General features: G+C 43.6%; 8 protein-coding genes and 1 pseudogene. 6 read left to right on the forward strand and 3 right to left on the reverse strand.

Annotated elements, in window-relative coordinates; translation table 11 throughout:
* Positions 1–15: 15 nt before the first annotated feature.
* The 3 genes from EYA81_RS11765 to rsmA all read right to left on the reverse strand — a co-directional run bounded on the left by EYA81_RS11765 (position 16) and on the right by rsmA (position 4,154).
* Complete coding sequence (locus EYA81_RS11765; RefSeq protein WP_117599306.1) at positions 16–1,869, reverse strand: DUF349 domain-containing protein; 1,854 nt, start codon at positions 1,867–1,869, stop codon at positions 16–18.
* 117 nt (positions 1,870–1,986) lie between these two features.
* Positions 1,987–3,333 (reverse strand): magnesium transporter, encoded by a 1,347-nt coding sequence (gene mgtE, locus EYA81_RS11770; protein ID WP_165491386.1) that lies wholly within the window; start codon positions 3,331–3,333, stop codon positions 1,987–1,989.
* A 26-nt stretch (positions 3,334–3,359) separates the two neighbouring features.
* A complete protein-coding gene (gene rsmA, locus EYA81_RS11775) occupies positions 3,360–4,154 on the reverse strand; it encodes a 16S rRNA (adenine(1518)-N(6)/adenine(1519)-N(6))-dimethyltransferase RsmA (protein WP_117599307.1) in 795 nt (264 codons plus the stop codon).
* 135 nt (positions 4,155–4,289) lie between these two features.
* Between rsmA and EYA81_RS11780 the strand changes: the two genes are divergently transcribed.
* The 6 genes and pseudogenes from EYA81_RS11780 (at position 4,290) to cas8c (ending at position 18,719) form a co-directional block, all read left to right on the forward strand.
* On the forward strand, positions 4,290–5,276 hold the full coding sequence (locus tag EYA81_RS11780) for a lysylphosphatidylglycerol synthase transmembrane domain-containing protein (protein ID WP_117599308.1): 987 nt from the start codon (positions 4,290–4,292) through the stop codon (positions 5,274–5,276).
* 337 nt (positions 5,277–5,613) lie between these two features.
* Positions 5,614–7,071, forward strand: a complete 1,458-nt coding sequence (locus tag EYA81_RS11785; RefSeq protein ID WP_117599309.1) for an aminoacyl-histidine dipeptidase — start codon at positions 5,614–5,616, stop codon at positions 7,069–7,071.
* Positions 7,072–7,770: 699 nt separating this feature from the next.
* Positions 7,771–13,667: pseudogene (locus tag EYA81_RS11790) on the forward strand (alpha-2-macroglobulin family protein).
* A gap of 293 nt (positions 13,668–13,960) precedes the next feature.
* The gene (gene cas3 / locus EYA81_RS11795; protein WP_131225786.1) at positions 13,961–16,186 is read left to right on the forward strand and encodes a CRISPR-associated helicase Cas3'; all 2,226 of its coding nucleotides are present in this window, start codon (positions 13,961–13,963) and stop codon (positions 16,184–16,186) included.
* Between the two features lie 137 nt (positions 16,187–16,323).
* Complete coding sequence (gene cas5c, locus EYA81_RS11800) at positions 16,324–17,004, forward strand: type I-C CRISPR-associated protein Cas5c (RefSeq protein ID WP_131225788.1); 681 nt, start codon at positions 16,324–16,326, stop codon at positions 17,002–17,004.
* Positions 17,001–18,719 carry a type I-C CRISPR-associated protein Cas8c/Csd1 gene (cas8c, locus tag EYA81_RS11805; RefSeq protein ID WP_131225790.1) on the forward strand — a complete coding sequence of 573 codons (1,719 nt, stop codon included), beginning with the start codon at positions 17,001–17,003 and terminating at the stop codon, positions 18,717–18,719. Before cas5c ends, cas8c begins: the two co-directional genes overlap by 4 nt.
* Positions 18,720–18,741: the final 22 nt, after the last annotated feature.

Raw genomic sequence — 18,741 nt, forward strand, 5'->3', positions numbered from 1 at the left:
TCTTATCTTGTTGCGTTATCCTTGATTTTTGATATTCTCGTCCACCACTTTTATCTTTTCTTTTACAAGTTCGATATCTGCTTTCAGCTTTTCCACCTTGCGGTTGATTTCTGTCAGCAGACTGTTTCCCTTTTTGGAAGAAGTGGTTAGGAAACCGAGATTGTTTTCATATGTCTGAAGCTCGTTCTTCATATTGTCGAAGGCACGTACCAGCTTCTCACGTTCCCGGTAAAGAGCTTGTGGACTACCTTCCTGAATGGAGCTGATAGTCGACTTGAAGTTGCTTAGCTTCTTGTTGGAGGCGCTGATGTTGAAGCGTTCAAACAATTTGTCTACCTGGCTGTGGTATTGCTTATAGATTCGGTCTTTCTCTTTGAAAGGTACATGTCCTACGCCGTTCCACTCTTTCATGAGGTCGCGTACCAGTTGGGTAGCTTCCTCCGTATCCATTTGGTCATCGATGACATTCAGTTTCTCGATGATGGCTTTTTTCTTTTCCAGATTTTCCTGCTCTACGCTGCGCTGTGAAGAAGTGGCTTTGTTCTTTTGTTCGAAGAAGTAGTCACAAGCGGAGATGAAACGTTTCCATACGGCATCCGAATATTTTTTTGCTACCGGACCAATGGTTTTCCATTCTTTCTGAAGTTTGGTCAGTTCATCGGCGGTTGCTTTCCAGTCGGTACTGTCCTTCAGAGCTTCTGCTTTTTCGCACAAGGCACGCTTCTTTTCCAGGTTTTCGTTCATACCTTCCTTCAGGCTCTTGAAGAACTCTCCCTTTCTACGGAAGAACTCGTCGCACGCTTTGCGGAAACGTTCGAAAATCTTCACGTTCATTTTTTGCGGAGCGAAACCAATGGTTTTCCATTTGTTTTGAAGTGCGATGACTTCTTGCGTCTTGCTCTCCCAAGAAGCAAAGCTTGTCAGTTCTTTGTAGTCAATGGCTTCTATGATTTCGCAAATTACAGTCTTTTGGTCAAGATTGTGCTGTTCCACTTCCTTCAATGCTTCGAAATGTTGCTGGTGACGTCGGTTTACGGTTGTAGAGGCAGCTTTGAAACGTGCCCAGATTTCGTCGCGTAGTTCTTTGGCTACCGGCCCTGTATCACGAAATTCTTGATGTAGCTTCTGTAACTGATGGAAAGCTGAAACTACATCCTCTTCATCCGCCAGCTTTTCGGCAGCTTCACAGAGATGTGTCTTGATTTCCAAATTCTTCTTGAAATCGTATTCGCGGAATTCATTGTTCAGTTTCAGAAGGTCATAGAATTTCTCAACATACAATTGGTAGTTTTTCCAAAGCTCGTTGACCTTAGCTTGCGGAACGAGTTTAACTTCGTTCCATTGCTGCTGTAGTTTCTTGAACTCCGTATAGCTCTTGTTGGCGTCATCTGGAGATTCAACCAGCTCCTTCAGCTCTTCGATGATGGAAAGCTTTACCTGCAGGTTCATTTCCTTTTGCTTCTCCAGTTCGGCTGTGAGTGCACTTCTTTTTTCTTTGATGACGGACATGATATTCTTGAACTCTTCCTCCACACAGTCTGTTTGTGGAACAAAGTTCTCCGCGGCGCCTCCGTTTTCAATGAACAGTTTTCTCGCCGCATCCTGCTCAGCATTGTGCAGCTTGTAGAAAGATTGCTTCAAACCGTCTATTTCAGGTTTTGCCACGTTCTCCACGTCTGCAACCACCTCTTTGAGTTTGGCAAGTATTTCCTCTTTCGTGAGCTTCAGAACTGACTCTACCGGCTTTTTTGAAACGATTTCTTCAGCGGGAGTTTCTGTTGTTGCCGGTTCAGAAACCTCTGCTGTCTTCTTTTCTTCTTCTAATTCCACCGGCTTTTCGGGGAGATTAGTGTCATGAGTGTCCGTCATTGTATTTACTTTTTTAGAAACGGGTTCCTCCCGTTCGGGTTACATTAGGCTACAAATTAATGAAATAAAATGATTACTTCATACAATTTGCCTTGATTTTTTTCTATTTTCTTGTTTTTATGACAGTAAGACTGTGATACCCATGTACAGCATCATGCCTATAATGTCATTGGTGATGGAGATAAATGGGCCGGTGGCAATGGCCGGGTCAACCTTCAGCTTCTCTAAAGTCATGGGGACTAGCGTTCCGAAGATGGAGGCGAACATGACGACTGCAAAGAGGCTGATGGAGACGGAATAAGTGACCGTAGCCGTAGCTCCGAACCGGATAAAATTATAAATGTATACTAGCAGGGAAATGATGGTTGCATTGATAACCGCCACTACAGCTTCCTTAGCTACCTGTTTGAAGGTGTCTTTGGCATCCAGTGAGCTGTTGGCAAGGCCTTGTACGATGATGGCAGACGACTGGGTTCCCACGTTTCCCCCCGTACCGCCAATCAACGGAATATAAAGGGCCATTTCCGGGTGGGCGGCGAAAGTCGTGTCGAAGTTGCCCAATATCATGGAGTTGCCTATACCGCCCAGCATACCGATGAGTAGCCATGGAAGGCGGGCTGAAGTTTGGCGCATAACATTATCGTCCGTTTCTACATCTTGGGACAAACCGGATGCCAGCTGGTAATCACGTTCCGACTGTTCGCGGACTTCGTCCATGACGTCGTCTACGGTAATCTGGCCTACCAGGCGCCCGATGCTGTCTACAACAGGAACTGCCACTAAGTCATACTTTTCGATGATTTGCACCACTTCGTCAATGGGGGTATCTACATGGACGGAGATAGGATCTTTTCGCATCACATGCTTTACCTTGGAGACAGAAGGGGAAGTTATCATTTTCTTTAATGGGAATACTCCTTGCAGACGGTCTTCGTCGTCGATGACGTATACGTAGTAAATTTCATCCAGCTTTTCAGCTTGCAGGCGCATTTCCTTCAGACACTCCGGCATACTCCAGTTTTCATTGACAGTCACCATTTCCGTACCCATCAAACCACCGGCAGTGTCTTCATCATATTTCAGCAGGTCAACGATGTCACCGGCTTGTTCTATATCTTCGATGTGCGAAAGTATTTCCTCCTGCTTGTCTTCATCGAGTTCGCGCATCAGGTCTACGGCATCGTCCGTGTCCATATAATCCACGAAACGTTTGGCAATGGTCTCCGAAGGAAGAAGTTCCAGGAATTCTTTCCGGATGTCTTCGTCCATTTCAACCAGTACATCCGCTGCCGTTTCGTTGTCAAGGAGGCGGTAAACGAAGCGGGCTTCCTCCAAGCCGAGGTCATTGCATAGTTCTGCAATATCCGCCGGATGAAGGTCGGTCAAAAGTGTCTTGACGTTTTCCGCGTCTTTCTGTTCTATCAGGCTTTTGACTTTGTCTATATATTCTTCGTCTATTTCCATGATTATTCGTGTTTAATCACTAACCATTAATCATTAATTGTTCTCAATGCCTGCTCCACTTGGTTGGTCAGTTGAATAAATTCCTTTACGGACAGTTGTTCCGGGCGTTTATTAAATAATACGTCCTCCGTCAGTGGACAGTCTTTGCCGAGTATCGGTTTTATGGAGTTCCGCAGTGTCTTGCGTCGTTGGTTGAACGTGGTTTTCACTACTTGCTTGAACAATTTCTCGTCGCAGCCTAAATCGTGCGTTTCATTGCGCATCATGCGGATGACGGCACTTTTAACTTTTGGGGGCGGGTTGAAGACATGTTCGTGTACCGTAAACAAGTACTCCACTTTGTACCATGCTTGTATCAGTACACTTAGGATTCCGTATGTCTTGCTGCCCGGCCCAGCGGTTATGCGCTCGGCTACTTCCTTTTGTATCATACCCGTACAGCAGGGAATCAGATCCTTATATTCCAGCACTTTGAAGAATATCTGGCTGGAGATATTATAAGGATAGTTTCCCGTCAGCACAAAAGGTTGCCCGCCAAACAATCGTTGCAGATTCATTTTGAGGAAGTCGTCCTCAATGATGTTGTCTTCCAGTTGCGGATAGGCTTCCCGTAGGTAGGCCACTGACTCGTAGTCCAGTTCTACTACTTTGACGTTGCGTTCTTTGGGCAGAAGAAACTGGGTCAGCACTCCCATTCCCGGACCAACTTCGAGGATGGGAATTTCGGGACAGACATCTACCGTGTCGGCAATGTCTTGTGCCACTTTCAGGTCTTTCAGGAAGTGTTGCCCGAGAAACTTTTTAGGTTTAACTACTCTCATGTATCAACTAAATCATTACTTTTGCTCCGTAAACGTAGGCTGTAACGTGAACAACAACCTATCTTTACACGGAGCAAAGGTAGTTCTTTTCAATGAAGAATGAAGAATGAAGAATGAAGAATTTGGGAATATCGTATGAATAAGCTGCTAAAAAAGACGTTGAAAATCATCTTACCCATTTTATTGGGTGGTTTTATCTTCTATTGGGTATATCGTGATTTTGACTTTTCAAAGGCAGAAGAAGTTCTACTTCATCAGACGAACTGGTGGTGGATGTTGTTGTCCTTGTTCTTCGGTGTGATGAGCCATGTGTTGCGAGGCTGGCGTTGGAAGCAGACTTTGGAGCCTCTGGATGCTCATCCCAAAACAAGCGATTGCGTCGATGCCATTTTCGTATCTTATGCCACCAATCTGGTACTGCCCCGTGTGGGAGAGGTTTCACGTTGTGGAGTACTTGCCAAATATGATAATGTTTCCTTTGCGAAGTCCTTGGGGACGGTGGTGACAGAGCGGTTGGTAGATACGCTTTGCATTCTGTTGATTACGGGGATTACTTTTTTGGTGCAGATGCCCGTTTTTTTTCGTTTTTTTGAGGAGACGGGCACCAAGATTCCATCACTGATGCATCTTGTGACTTCTCCTTGGTTTTATGTGGCTCTTTTTTCTATTATTGGTGTTCTGGTACTTCTCTATTTTCTGTTGCGTATGCTCTCTTTTTTTGAAAAGGTGAAGGGGGTAGTCTTGAATATATGGGAAGGTGTGATGTCGCTTAAGAATGTGAAGAATGTGCCTTTGTTTGTTCTTTACACTTTACTTATTTGGCTATGCTATTTTTATCATTTCTATATAACTTTCTATTGCTTCCAGTTTACAGAGCACCTTAGTTTCCTTGCCGGAATGGTGATGTTTGTCGGAGGAACGTTTGCAGTCATTGTTCCTACGCCCAACGGGGCAGGTCCCTGGCACTTTGCTGTCATCACTATGATGATGCTTTATGGGGTAAATGCTACGGATGCGGGTATCTTTGCGCTGATAGTGCATGGCATACAGACGTTGCTGGTGATAGTGCTGGGCATCTACGGGGCGTTGCACCTGGTGTTGGCGAATAGGACAAAGAAATAGACGTTTCTTGTGGTGGGTTCCTATATTGTTATTTCTTATGTTAGAGGACAGAAACAGTTATTTATAGAGAACCACTGTAGTACTCCTTTAAAAGTACTGTAATACTTCTTTGCAATAACTTCGGCATTTCCTTATATGTACTGGAGTCGTAAAGGTTGTTGGAAGATTGGTTTCTTTAAACGATATTGTTGCTTGTATATGGAAGCGGGAGAAATTCCTAAATGATGTAAAAGCCATATTTAAGATAGCCGATGATTTAGTACTTTAGAAAAATCCCGGTTTATTGTACTTTCCGAGAATAAACCGTTATATTTGCGAAAACTAACTTTTTAGAATTATGAGTACAATCTTACAGTTAGCTCCACAGAATGTATGGAAGCACTTTTATTCACTGACCCAGATTCCCCGTCCGTCAGGACATATGGAGAAGATTACCAAATTCCTTATTGATTTTGGAAAAGGCTTGGGGTTGGAATCATTTGTCGACGAGGTCGGCAATGTTATTATTCGTAAGCCTGCCACTCCGGGTATGGAAAACCGCAAGGGCGTCATCCTTCAGGCGCATATGGACATGGTGCCCCAGAAGAACAACGATACTATCCACGATTTTACAACAGATCCCATTGAAACCTATGTTGACGGTGATTGGGTGAAAGCCAAAGGAACTACGCTGGGGGCAGATAATGGTTTGGGAGTGGCTGCTATTATGGCGGTACTTGAAGATAATAACTTGAAGCATGGTCCATTGGAAGCCCTGATTACCAAGGATGAAGAAACGGGAATGTATGGTGCATTCGGTTTGAAACCGGGAACTATGCAAGGGGAAATTCTGCTGAACCTTGACTCTGAGGACGAAGGAGAACTCTATATCGGCTGTGCCGGTGGTCTTGATATTACTGCTACTTTGGAATATAAGGAGGAGATGCCTATGGTCGATTTCGTTGCTCGTAAAATTACGTTGAAAGGTTTGCGTGGCGGTCATTCCGGTTTGGAAATCAATGAAGGGCGCGGTAATGCCAATAAATTGTTGGCACGCATCGTACATGATTTGCTGATTGAGTTTGACTCCCAGCTGGCAAGTTTTGAAGGTGGCAATATGCGTAATGCTATCCCCCGCGAAGCACATGCGGTATTGGTGTTCAATCCTGAGGATATGGACGGTTTGGAAGATTATATGAAGGAATACGAGGCACAACTGAATGACGAATATGCTCCGATTGAAAGTGGTATTACTCTGAGTGTAGAAGAGGTGACTCTACCTGCTGCCGTTGTTCCCTCAGAAATCCAGGATAATATGATTAACGTGTTGATGGCTTGCCAGAATGGTGTGATGCGTATGATTCCTACTGTTCCCGATACTGTAGAAACCTCCTCTAATTTGGCTATCGTAACCATTGCAGATGGTAAGGCCGAAGTTCGTATTTTGGCGCGTAGTTCTTGCGATACAATGAAGGATTTCCTGGCAGACAGCCTGACAGCTTGTTTCGCTATGGCAGGTATGAAGGTGGAATTGAGTGGTGGTTATTCCGGATGGCAGCCCAATGTGGATTCTCCTATACTGCATGCCATGAAGCTGTCCTATAAGCAGCAGTTTGGTGTGGAACCTGCCGTGAAGGTTATTCATGCAGGTCTGGAATGCGGTATTATTGGTGCCAATTGTCCAGGACTCGATATGATTTCTTTCGGTCCCACTTTGCGTTCTCCGCATTCACCGGACGAGCGTGCATTAATTCCTACTGTTTCCAAGTTCTATGATTTCTTGGTGGCTACATTGGAGCAGACTCCTGAAAAGTAGAGAATACTTTATGTTATGAATAGGGGCGGGGTGCTTTATAAGTATCCTGCCTTTTTTATCTGTGACAGTTTGTCCTCTTTCTGCCAGAATGTCTCGGACTTATTACAATGCATGTCAATATCCTTTCACTTTCTCCTTGAAAATTGACTTAAGTCAAGAAATGTGTTATAAAACATGTTTTCTATCCATTTTTTGCTTGCTATCTTGAACAAAGGCTCTATTTTTGTGTTGTAAAACATGAAAACAATAGAAAACTAGTAGATTTTTTAAGGATAACAAGATTGATTTTAGGAGGATAACAAAATGAAAGTGTTAAAGAGTTTTTTTAAGCATGTCGGCGAAGCCGATAAGAACATTTGGGGATATGTAATGCTTTAAGCATTCCTTCCCTTTCGTGAAGTATCGAATTTTAGTTTTCAGGTATTGGTTTAATTTTTTAAGATTATGAAAAAGAAGATTGCAAATTCATTTAAGCACATTCTTACCGCCGCTGGTAAGAATTGGATGGAGGCAATGAGATATTATAGCCTCCAAATGTGAGTACACTAACATTTAAGTATAGAACAAGGGATATGTTTGCAAACATATCCCTTGTTTTTTTGTAGGAGTAGAATAAGATTTTTTATATCTAAAAGTACATTTGTTTGAACTTTATTCACTTCCTTTGTTATTAATACAAAGACTAACAAACGAATAATCATGAGAGTAATTCAAAGAATTTGTAGCATATTGTTGCTGCTGGTTACATTTGGGGGGGCGGCATTGTATGCGCAGACGTACGATAAGTTGTGGAAGCAGGTGGAGCAGGCTCAAAAGAAAAGCCTGCCTCAAACAGTGATAAAACTGGCTGATGAAATCTATCGGAAAGGTCGGCAAGAGCAGAATGCTCCGCAAATGTTGAAAGCCTACATTTGTAGGGAGACTTATCAAGAGGGGCTGACTCCGGACAGCCTTTACTCCAGTCTGAAATATATGGAATCTTGGGCACAATCGGAGAGGAATCCTGTGAACAAGGCTATTCTACACTCTTTGTTGGCATATGAATATGTTGACTTGATGCGGAAGAATCGCCGTGTCTTGCTGTCACGTACTCTACTGGCTGTTGACGAGGTCCCGGAAGATATCCGTGAGTGGAGTATCAGCCAGTTTGTGGATAAAATAGATAGGTGTAACCGTGCATCCTTGCAGGATTCCATCCGCTTGCTTGATACATCTGCAGAAAAATATGTGCCTTTTGTGGTGTTGGAAGACGGTAGCCGGTTCTATGGGCACGATATGTACCATCTCTTGGTAAGCCGTGCTGTTGATGCCTATCGGCAACTGGATGGTTTCAGTGTGGATTCTTTGGTACAGGCCCGTATCGAAAGGATTTATCTGGATATGATGAATGCTTATCGCCATCGTGCCGGTTCGGAAGATGCTATGTTGCTCTGTTCTCTTGATTATTGGAGCTGGAAGCTGACCGGTGGTATCAGCCAGCAGCCTTATCCTACTTTCCGAATGCGTCAGGAAAAGGCTAATCGGGAATATCTTGAGGTTTTGGATAAATTGATAAAGGAATACGGTTCACGAGAGGTTTGTGCCGAGGTTTACATTCATAAAGCCAACCACCTGCGCCGTTTGGAACCGAAACGCGCTGATGAGGCTCTAAAAGTCTGTGAAGAAGGCTTGAAGCGCTATCCTGCGTATAAGCGTATCAATGAGTTGAAAAATATCCGTGAACAGATTTTGCAGCCTGAACTCATTCTGACTATGAATGAAAGCGGTTATCCCGGCGATTCGGTAAATATGAGACTGCATTATCGTAATGTCGGGGGCTTCACTCTCAACTTATATGCCACTACTTTAAGTGAAGTGCCTTGGATGGACCATGGTATAAATAAAGATACTTATAGAAAATATGCCCGGAAGTTTTCTTCCACGCATTTTGGCTTAAAGCCGTTGCCAGGCAAGGATAAATTGCCTGAAGATGTCCCTTATCTTGCCTCGGACACTGTATTTAAGTTCATGATACCTCGGGAAACGGGAGTCTATATTCTTCAAATAGTACCTGATGCTGAAACGGCCCGTACAGATGATAAATTTTTGGTATCTACTCGCTTCAAGGTGCTGACATTGGATTTGGGTGACGACCATATGGAAGTGGTTACATTGGATGCCCGTAGCGGACAGCCGATTGCTGATGCCAAAGTGAGTTTCTACTCTTCTTATGATGAGAAGAATAGAAAAGTGATGGCAGAGGTACTGACTGATGCCGGGGGGAAAGCTGTATTACCCTGGCAGAGTGGAATCCGAAGTTATGTGGCGCGTAAAGGCAGAGACACAGGTATGATGCCGCAGAATGTTTATATGAATCATTCTTATTACGGTATAAAGGATACAGATTGGAGGCAGATGGCATTGCTGACAGACCGTTCGCTTTATCGCCCCGGGCAGACCGTCCATGTAAAAGGAATAGCTTACAAACAGAACAGTGATAATGCCCAGGTGCTACAAGGAGTTGATTATGAGCTTGTCTTGTTGGATGCCAACCGAAAGGAACTTGCCACTAGGAAGGTGCAGACCAATGATTTCGGCTCTTTTGCTACGGAGTTTGTACTTCCGGCAGCTTGCCTGAATGGCATGTTCAGTATACGGACTAAAGAGCCTCAATCTACCGTCACTTTTAGGGTAGAGGAGTACAAGCGACCTACGTTTGAGATTGCCTTCACTCCGGTTTCGGAAGCTTACCGACTGGGGGGCAAGGTAGTGTTGAAAGGAAATGTCAAGGCTTTCAATGGCATGATGGTACAGGATGTGCCATTGGCATATACGGTGACTCGCCGGAATCCGAGACCTGGCTATTGGAGCAATGCTGATAAACCATTACTGTCTGACACCATACAATTGGATGCCAACGGGGATTTTTCCATACCCTTGACTTTAGAGGTTCCGGTTGTAGATACAGACGGGTATGGAAGTGTGTATACTTATCATGTGGAGGCGGTGGTGACGGATGAGGCTGGTGAAACGCAGTCCGCTTCGTATAACTTGCTGGCAGGCCCTAAGGCTTATTCCTTTGATGTCCGCCTGCCTCAATATGTTTGTAAGGAAGATAGCATGCTGTTCACTTTTAGAGTGAATAATATGATGAATGTTCCTCAAGATATGAAAGGCTCCTATTATCTGTATCCATTAACAGAACGGGATCGGGGGAGGAATATAGGAGACTCTGACCCTTTGACTGATGTAATATTAGAGGGGGACTTCATGGCCAATCGGCTCCAGGATTTTTCGGCTTGGAACAAGCTTCCTTCAGGTAACTATCGCTTGAAACTTTCTGTACGTGATAGTTTGGGACGTGAAGAGAATAATGGGGCATATGGCAGTGACAGTTTCATGCTCTTTTCAAAGAGTGACAAGCGTCCGGCTACGTTTACAGATTTCTTTTATTATAAAGAAAATGAGGAATTTGATGTACAGTACCCTGCCGCTTTTCTTTTGGGGACTTCTTATCGGGATGCATATGTGCTGATGGATGTCTTTTGTGACAGAAAACGCATTGAAAGCCGTGTGTTGCAGTTGAATGATACTATTATTCGTATGGAATTCCCTTATAAGGAAGCATATGGCAAGGGAATCACCATTCTTTTCAGTTTTGTGAAAGCTGGCGAGATGTACAGTCATCAGGTTGAACTGAAGAAGCGGGAGCCGGAACGTGCTCTCGACATGAAATGGGAAGTGTTCCGTGACCGTTTGCGTCCCGGACAGGAAGAAGAGTGGAAGCTCGTCATAAAGACGCCTCAAGGTATGCCTGCTGCGGCTGAGATGTTGGCTACGATGTACGACGCTTCACTGGATAAGATTTATAAGAGTAACCAGATACTACGGGTTTTCTATCCGGATAATCTGTATGGGGCATTCCGTGGTGCGAGCCGTTATAATAGCAATTACTTCTCCGTTTATTTCCCGTTGAAGGCTTGGAGGGTTCCGGTGTGGTCGTTTGACTACTTCTGTTCTTCTTATATGGATGGAAGGATGCGGATAGTGATGGTAGAAGACAATGCGCTTTTGGAAGAAGTAAGTGTTGTGGGGTATGGGACTACCCGGAATAGCTCTTTGACCGGTAATCTTAGAATACGTGGTGCCAACCAGCCGATGCTTGCTTCCAAAGCAGAATCCGGGAATGCCGTTGAAGTGAAATATGTTCCTGCACAAGTAGTGGAAGACGCGGTGGAAGATGTTGTTTTTGAATCGGAAACGATACCGGTTGGCGAGGCCTTGCAACCTATTGAGGGGCTTCGCACCAACTTTGCCGAAACAGCCTTTTTTTATCCTCAACTTCGTACAAACGAACAAGGGGAGCTTGCGTTTTCTTTTACGATGCCGCAGAGCTTGACTCGTTGGAATTTCCGTGGTTACTCACATACTAAGGATATGCTGACTGGGATATTGGATGCTTCCGTTGTAACTGCCAAGGAGTTTATGCTGACTCCGAATATGCCTCGGTTTGTCCGCGTTGGAGATAAAACACAGATAGCCGGAACAATAGCCAATCTGACGGGTAAAGCGGTGAAAGGAACAGCAGTATTCACACTGTTCGACCCTATGACGGAGAAAGTTATTGCTACTCAACGTCAGAAATTCTTGGTAGAAGCAGGAAGAAATACTGCTGTCAACTTCCATTTCGAAGTGTCCGACCGCTATGATTTGCTTGGTATTCGTATGGTTGCCGATGGAGGTACGTTTAGCGATGGCGAGCAGCATCTGTTGCCCGTATTAAGTAATAAGGAGTATATTACGGAAACGCTTGCTATGCCTATCCGTGGCGAGGAGACCCGTACGTTCTCATTAGACAGCCTTTTCAACCGTAATAGCCGTACAGCGACAGACCGTCGTCTGACTGTAGAATTTACCGGGAATCCGGCTTGGTATGCTGTACAAGCGTTGCCGGCATTGAGCCTGCCTGCCAATGATAATGCCATTTCTTGGGCTACAGCTTGGTATGCCAATAGTCTGGCAGGCTTCATTGCCAACAGCCAGCCCCGCATTAAGACTGTATTTGACAGTTGGAAGGCTGCCGGTGGCACGAAAGAAACCTTCCTCAGCCAGTTGGAGAAGAATCAGGATGTGAAGAATATCCTGCTCAGCGAGTCTCCGTGGGTACTGGAAGCTACTACTGAAGCCGAACAGCAGGCACGTATTGCCACGCTGTTTGATATCAACCAACTGAATAACCGCAATCTTTCCGCTTTTACCAAATTGAAAGAATTGCAGGGTGAAGACGGTGGATGGAGCTGGTATAAGGGAATGTCCGGTAGCCGCTATATAACTGGCTATATTACAGAATTACTTGTTCGTCTTCCTCTGCTGACGAAAAATGAACTGTCTGAAGAAGTTGCCGCCATGCGGCAGAAAGCTTTCGGCTATTTGAATCTGCAGGCTTTGGAAGAGTATCGCAATATCCGTAAAGCTGAGAAAAATGGCGCTAGAATTACTGTCAACTCCGAATCGGCAATGACATATCTGTATCTGATAGCCCTTAGCGGCGAACAAGTGCCGGCAGACAATCAAGCGGCTTACCGCTATTTCCTATCAAAAGTAGGTGCCAATCTTAAAGATGGAACCATGAGCAGCAAGGCGCAGTCTGCCATCATCCTGAAAGCAGTAGGGCGTACAGCCGAGGCGAATGAATTCATCGCTTCCCTCAAGGAACATCTGGTACAGACGGATGAACTGGGTGCATACTTTGCTTTCCAAGCAAATCCGTATAACTGGGGTATGCTGCCCATCCCTGCCCATGTGGAAGTAATGGAAGCCCTGCGTATGGCAGGTGGCAACGATGCTTTGGTGGAGGAAATGAAACTCTGGCTGCTGAAACAGAAGCAGACTACCAGTTGGAATTCTCCGGTTGCAACGGCTGATGCTGTTTATGCATTGCTTTGTCAAGGTACTAATCTGCTGGAAAGTCGGGGAGACGTACGTATCACGTTAGGTAACAAAGTTTTGGAAACATTGTCGCCTACAAAGACCATAATCCCGGGTTTGGGTTATGTCAAGGAAACCTTCGCTCAAGGAAGTCCGGAGCTGAAAGCTAAAACCGTCACCGTAGAGAAACGGGATGCAGGCATTGCCTGGGGAGCTGTTTATGCCCAGTATCTGTCACCCATATCTGATGTAAAGCAGCAGGGGGGGAATTGAATGTAGAGAAGAAACTTTATGTAGAGCGTATATCGGCCGGTGGTAGCAAGTCCTTGCAACCGGTTACGGAAGGGACCGTATTATCCGTCGGTGATAAAATAGTGGCCCGTTTGACTATCCGCTTGGACCGTACTATGGATTTTGTTCAGTTGAAAGACCAGCGGGGTGCCTGCTTTGAACCTATAGGCTCGCTTTCCGGTTATCGTTGGAGTAATGGCCTCGGTTATTATGCAGAAGTGGAAGATGCCGCAACCAATTTCTTCTTCGACCATTTGGGCAAAGGCGTTTATGTCTTAGAGCACAGTTATCGCATAGCTCGTGGCGGAACATACGAAACGGGGCTGGCCACGATACAGTGTGCGTATGCTCCGGAGTATGCTTCGCATTCGGCGGGAGGGATAATTGTAATAAAGTAACAATAGAGTATGGAGCGGAGCGCAATTTGTACAAATTGCGCTCCGCTATTTTAGGCACTCTCGATTAGGACTCTTTTCCTAATACATATCATATTTTCGTGCTACACAGGTTATATTTCTTTTCCTTTTCTTGTCTGTTTGATTTTTTCTTGATAACTTGCCGTTGTATTTCTTCTATATTTGTACAATACATAACTATCGAAAGAGTAGTGATTAAAATGGATATTTGTATAAAATGAGAAAAAGTTATCTTATATGTTAACCTTTAAATCTTTAAAAGCTCTATTAATCAGATGATAATGGATAAATATTTGATATCCCATTTGTATCAAGATAAAGAAAATGGGCAGTGGATTATGCAATCCAATGATGAGCATCAGGAAGGGGTCGCAAAAATGGCGGCCTCCTTTGCCTGCCAGTTCGAACTTTCCTCTTGGGGGAGGGCGCTTGGACTGCTTCATGACAAAGGCAAGGAACGGGCGGCATTCCAGCAATACATACGCAAGGTAAATGGTCTGCCTACAGATGATAAAAAGTGCTATGACAATCATACTCATGCTTTTGTGGGTGGAATATTGGCAAAAGAATTTGTGGGAAAGGAAGTTCTAAATCTTCTTGTCAATCAAATTGTTTCTCATCATACGGGGTTGCATGATTACACGGATGTGGAAAATATCTTGAAAGAGAAACAACTGCCCAAAGAAATAAGTAAGAGTGACATTGGCATAAACAAACCTTTATTGTTCCAAGAATTTAAAGATTCGTCTTTTTCTAAGTCAAACGTCGATAGGAGGCATCTTCATCACTTGTCTCGTATGCTTTTTTCTTGTCTTGTAGACGCAGATTGCCTCGATACGGAGAGGTTTATGGATGTGGAGTCGTGGCAGAAGCGAGGAGGTACGGCTACGCTTGCCGACTTGTTGCTTAAACTGGAGGCATTTATGCAGAATTTGCAATCGAATGCCACTGCCACAAAGGTGAACCGCATCCGTCGGCAGGTGCAAGAACAATGTTGCGCGGCCTCTTCTGGCGAGAAGGGATTTTATAGTCTTACCGTACCCACGGGAGGTGGCAAAACTTTCTCGTCCCTGCTATGGGCGATGAAACACGCTGTAAGTCATTCAATGAATCGCATCATCATTGCCATTCCATATACCAGTATCATTGTGCAGACGGCAGGACTCTTGAAGAAAATCTTTGGGGAAGAAAACGTATTGGAGCATCATAGCAATTTCAATCCCGATGATATTAAGGATGAAGAAAAGCGAGAGAAAGCGAAACTGGCTACAGAGAACTGGGATTATCCCATTATTGTCACTACCAATGTGCAGCTTTTTGAGTCGATGTTTAGCAATAAACCGTCTGATTGCCGCAAACTGCACAATATCGCAAATTCAGTCATTGTTCTGGATGAGGTTCAGATGTTACCGACAGACTTCTTGCAACCGATAGTTGATGCATTGAAAGCATATCAAGAGATGTTCGGGGTATCGGTCTTGTTTACAACAGCAAGCCAACCAGTGCTAAGCGGTCTGATAGAAGGCACAAATCCAAGAGTCGGGTTTAAGGGGATAGGGCATATTAAGGAAATCATTTCGTCCGAATTTGCATTGCACGACGAACTTCGCCGCGTGAAACTGGAAATGGACGATGAGGGAAAGACATACGACGAGATAGTAGTTAAGTTATCGGGATATAATAAGGTGTTGTGCATAGTGAATACCCGTAAAGATGCCAAGGAATTATATGACCGTTTGCCTAATGACGGAGTGAAGTTGCATCTGTCGAGGATGATGTGCCCTGCTCATGTAAATGAAACTATCGGTAAAATAAAAGTTTTGCTGAAGGACGAGGCACAGCCGGTTGTCAGGGTTATTGCGACCCAACTCGTGGAGGCCGGTGTGGATATAGATTTTCCAATCGTGTTTCGTCAAGAGGCCGGACTCGATTCTGTATTGCAAGCGGCTGGGCGGTGTAATCGTGAAGGAAAGAATGCGGTGGGCCATACATTCGTGTTCAGTCTTGCCGCTGAAGGCAGAACACTTCCTCCTTCAATGAAAAATGCCAATTATGCGCGGCTGAATTTGCCAACCAATAGTGATTGGTTTGCTCCTTCTACAATGACAGCATATTTTCGTCAGTTGTATTGCAGGATAAATACATTTGATAAAAAGGATATAAAGCACTGGCTTTACAAACCAACAGAATTATGTTTTGAAACAGCATCAGAAGCATTCCGGTTGATTGATGATGATAGTATAAGCATCATTGTAAATTGGGAAAACAGCATGGAGCTTGTGGAGAAGTTGAAGGTATCAGGGTGTACCTACTCTTTGATGAAGCAATTAGCACAATTTACCGTGGGTGTTCGTTCAAAGGACTTTAAGCAACTAAATGGTTATGGGGTTGTCGAAGAAATATTGGAAGGTATATACGTACTGACAGACTGGGCACAGTACGATAAAGCCACAGGGCTCAGCCTTGACAACCATTGGCTGGAGGAAATATTAACGATATAAAGACAAAGCTGAATATGACAAAGAAGGAAAAATTGAAAGTCCAAACTGGGGTACAATTTGTACCTTGGTTCCTTTGGTCTGTGAAGATGAAAAGAAGCTGGAAGATTTATTAGCAAGCAAAAAAGAAAATGAATGATATGGAATATACAGATAAAGAATATTGTTTGGAGGTGTGGGGCGATTGGGCTTGCTTCACTCGTCCGGAGTTGAAAGTAGAGCGTGTGAGTTATGATGTCATTACTCCATCGGCAGCACGTGCGATTTTTGAAGCGATATTGTTTAAACGCTATGCCATGCGTTGGCAGGTAACAAAGATTGAGGTGCTCAATCCTATTAAATGGACTACCATAAGGCGGAATGAGGTGGGGGCAGTTGCAAGTAAGTCGTCTATCTTTATCGAAGATAAGCGTCAGCAGAAGAATTCTTTGCTTTTACAGGATGTGCATTATCGCATTTACGCCAAATTGATATTTATTCCAGTTAAGAATCGCTCGAAAGAGGCTTTTGTCAAGCATCAACCAGGGGGTGACGAAAATCCCATGAAATATTATCAGATGTTTGAGCGCAGGGCATCGCAGGGGCAATCTTTCACGCAACCTTATTTCGGATGCCGTGAGTTTGCTGCAAATTGGAAGTATATTGAAAATACCGATAGTCTTCAGTTTCCTTTAGCCGAAGACAAGGATTTTGGCATCATGCTTTATGATATGGATTTTGAAAAGAGTCCACAAAAGCCGGATGCAATGTTTTATAGAGCCCAAATGAAACAAGGAGTGATTGTTGTACCGGATAAAGATAGTGAGGAGGTGTTGAGATGATACTGAAAGCATTATATGATTACTATCATCGGAGTGGAGATGCGGTGGCTCCGTTTAGTCTGGAATATAAAGAGATTGGATTTATCATTGTTATTGATAGGTATGGAAAATTTCTGCGTTTTGAGGATAGACGTATAGATAAGAAGTCGGCCCAACAGTTTCTTGTTAAGAAAAGTGTTGGTCGATCAAGTACTCCTATTGCAAACTATTTGTATGATAATAGCCAATATGTGTTTGGTTATTCCGACAAAGGAGACGTCGTAAAAGTAAACAAATGTTTTGAGGTCTTTAAGGCAAAAGTGAAAGAAATTTATGATGCATTCTCGGATAATGAGGATATAAAGTCTATTTATACATTCTACCAGCAAGATTCTTCTGCTATGATTGAAACAATGCAGAATGATCCTTTATGGGATGATATAGCTAAAAATCTTAGTAAGAAATATTCTATGTTCTCGTTCCTTATAGAAGGGGATACGAAAATAGTAGCTTCGAAAACGGAGCTGATAAATTTGCTTGGAGATAGCCATGAAGTGGCTGGGGAGCTTTGCTTGATAACAGGGAAGCATTCGAAGACAGTAGAGATTACCACCGCTACAATGATACCTGGAAGCCAAGCGACAGCTAAACTTGTTGCATTTCAGGTTAATTCTGGATATGATTCGTATGGAAAGTCGAAGGGGTATAATGCTCCTATATCCGAAGAGGCCGAATTTGCATATACAACCGCATTAAATCATTTGTTGCGCTCAGATTCTCACAATAAATTCATGGTTGGTTCACGTACTTATCTTTTCTGGGCTTCTTCCAATAGTGAGGCTTCAAAAGAGTCCGAGGATAGTTTGTATGCTTTATTGGGACGTGTTGAAGAAGACGATGACCCAAACAGACGTATAGAATTGGTACGTAATACATTCTTATCTATTTATCATGGAAAGTTGTCGGCAAATGAAGATGATAAATTCTTTATCTTGGGTTTGGCTCCTAATTCGGCGAGAATAGCGGTAGTATATTGGAGTGAGATACCTTTGCGCGGGTTTGCCGGTTTAATCAGTGAACATTTTTTAGACATGGAGATGGTTGATATCCGCAAAGAAAAGAAACCATACGTGGGATTGCATTCAATTCTCGGAAGCGTAACTCTTGGAGGAAAATCAAGTGATGCAACTCCAAATCTTCCAGATGCTGTAGTGAAAAGTATTTTTCAAGGCTTGCCATATCCGGTATCTTTATTCCAATCCTGCATTCGTCGTATCCGTGCAGAGCAATCCGTCAACATTGTTCGTGCTGCCATTATTAAGGCATATCTCAATAGACTAAATAGAAATAATGACAATGAAAAACTTGATATTATGTTAGACAAAGAAAATCAAAATCAAGGGTATCTTTGCGGCAGGTTGTTTGCCGTACTTGATAAAATACAAGAGGATACCAATGGCATTCACTCCATCCGTGAGCGTTACATGAATTCTGCATCGGCTACTCCGGCTATGGTATTTGCTACTATTCTTAATCTTTCAACTCATCATTTAGAAAAGTTGAGTGTTGGTGGACAAATAAAGTATGAAAAATTGAAACAAGAAATTGTTTCAAAACTTGATGCGAATGGCTTCCCCCTGCATCTTGACCTACAAGACCAAGGACGGTTCTTCGTGGGTTATTATCACCAGCGTCAAGACTTTTTTATAAGTAAAGAGAATAAAGAATCTGAGTAATAATAATCTTAAAAGAATATAG

Source organism: Bacteroides sp. A1C1, from assembly GCF_004328515.1.
In the GTDB taxonomy this organism is placed as follows: Bacteria; Bacteroidota; Bacteroidia; order Bacteroidales; family Bacteroidaceae; genus Bacteroides; species Bacteroides uniformis.

Coding starts and splice junctions, on each gene's coding strand:
- mgtE (WP_165491386.1), bottom strand. CDS start 3,333: ATGGAAATAGACGAAGAATATATAGACAAAGTCAAAAGCCTGATAGAA.
- cas8c (WP_131225790.1), top strand. CDS start 17,001: ATGATACTGAAAGCATTATATGATTACTATCATCGGAGTGGAGATGCG.
- EYA81_RS11765 (WP_117599306.1), bottom strand. CDS start 1,869: ATGACGGACACTCATGACACTAATCTCCCCGAAAAGCCGGTGGAATTA.
- cas3 (WP_131225786.1), top strand. CDS start 13,961: ATGATAATGGATAAATATTTGATATCCCATTTGTATCAAGATAAAGAA.
- rsmA (WP_117599307.1), bottom strand. CDS start 4,154: ATGAGAGTAGTTAAACCTAAAAAGTTTCTCGGGCAACACTTCCTGAAA.
- EYA81_RS11780 (WP_117599308.1), top strand. CDS start 4,290: ATGAATAAGCTGCTAAAAAAGACGTTGAAAATCATCTTACCCATTTTA.
- cas5c (WP_131225788.1), top strand. CDS start 16,324: ATGGAATATACAGATAAAGAATATTGTTTGGAGGTGTGGGGCGATTGG.
- EYA81_RS11785 (WP_117599309.1), top strand. CDS start 5,614: ATGAGTACAATCTTACAGTTAGCTCCACAGAATGTATGGAAGCACTTT.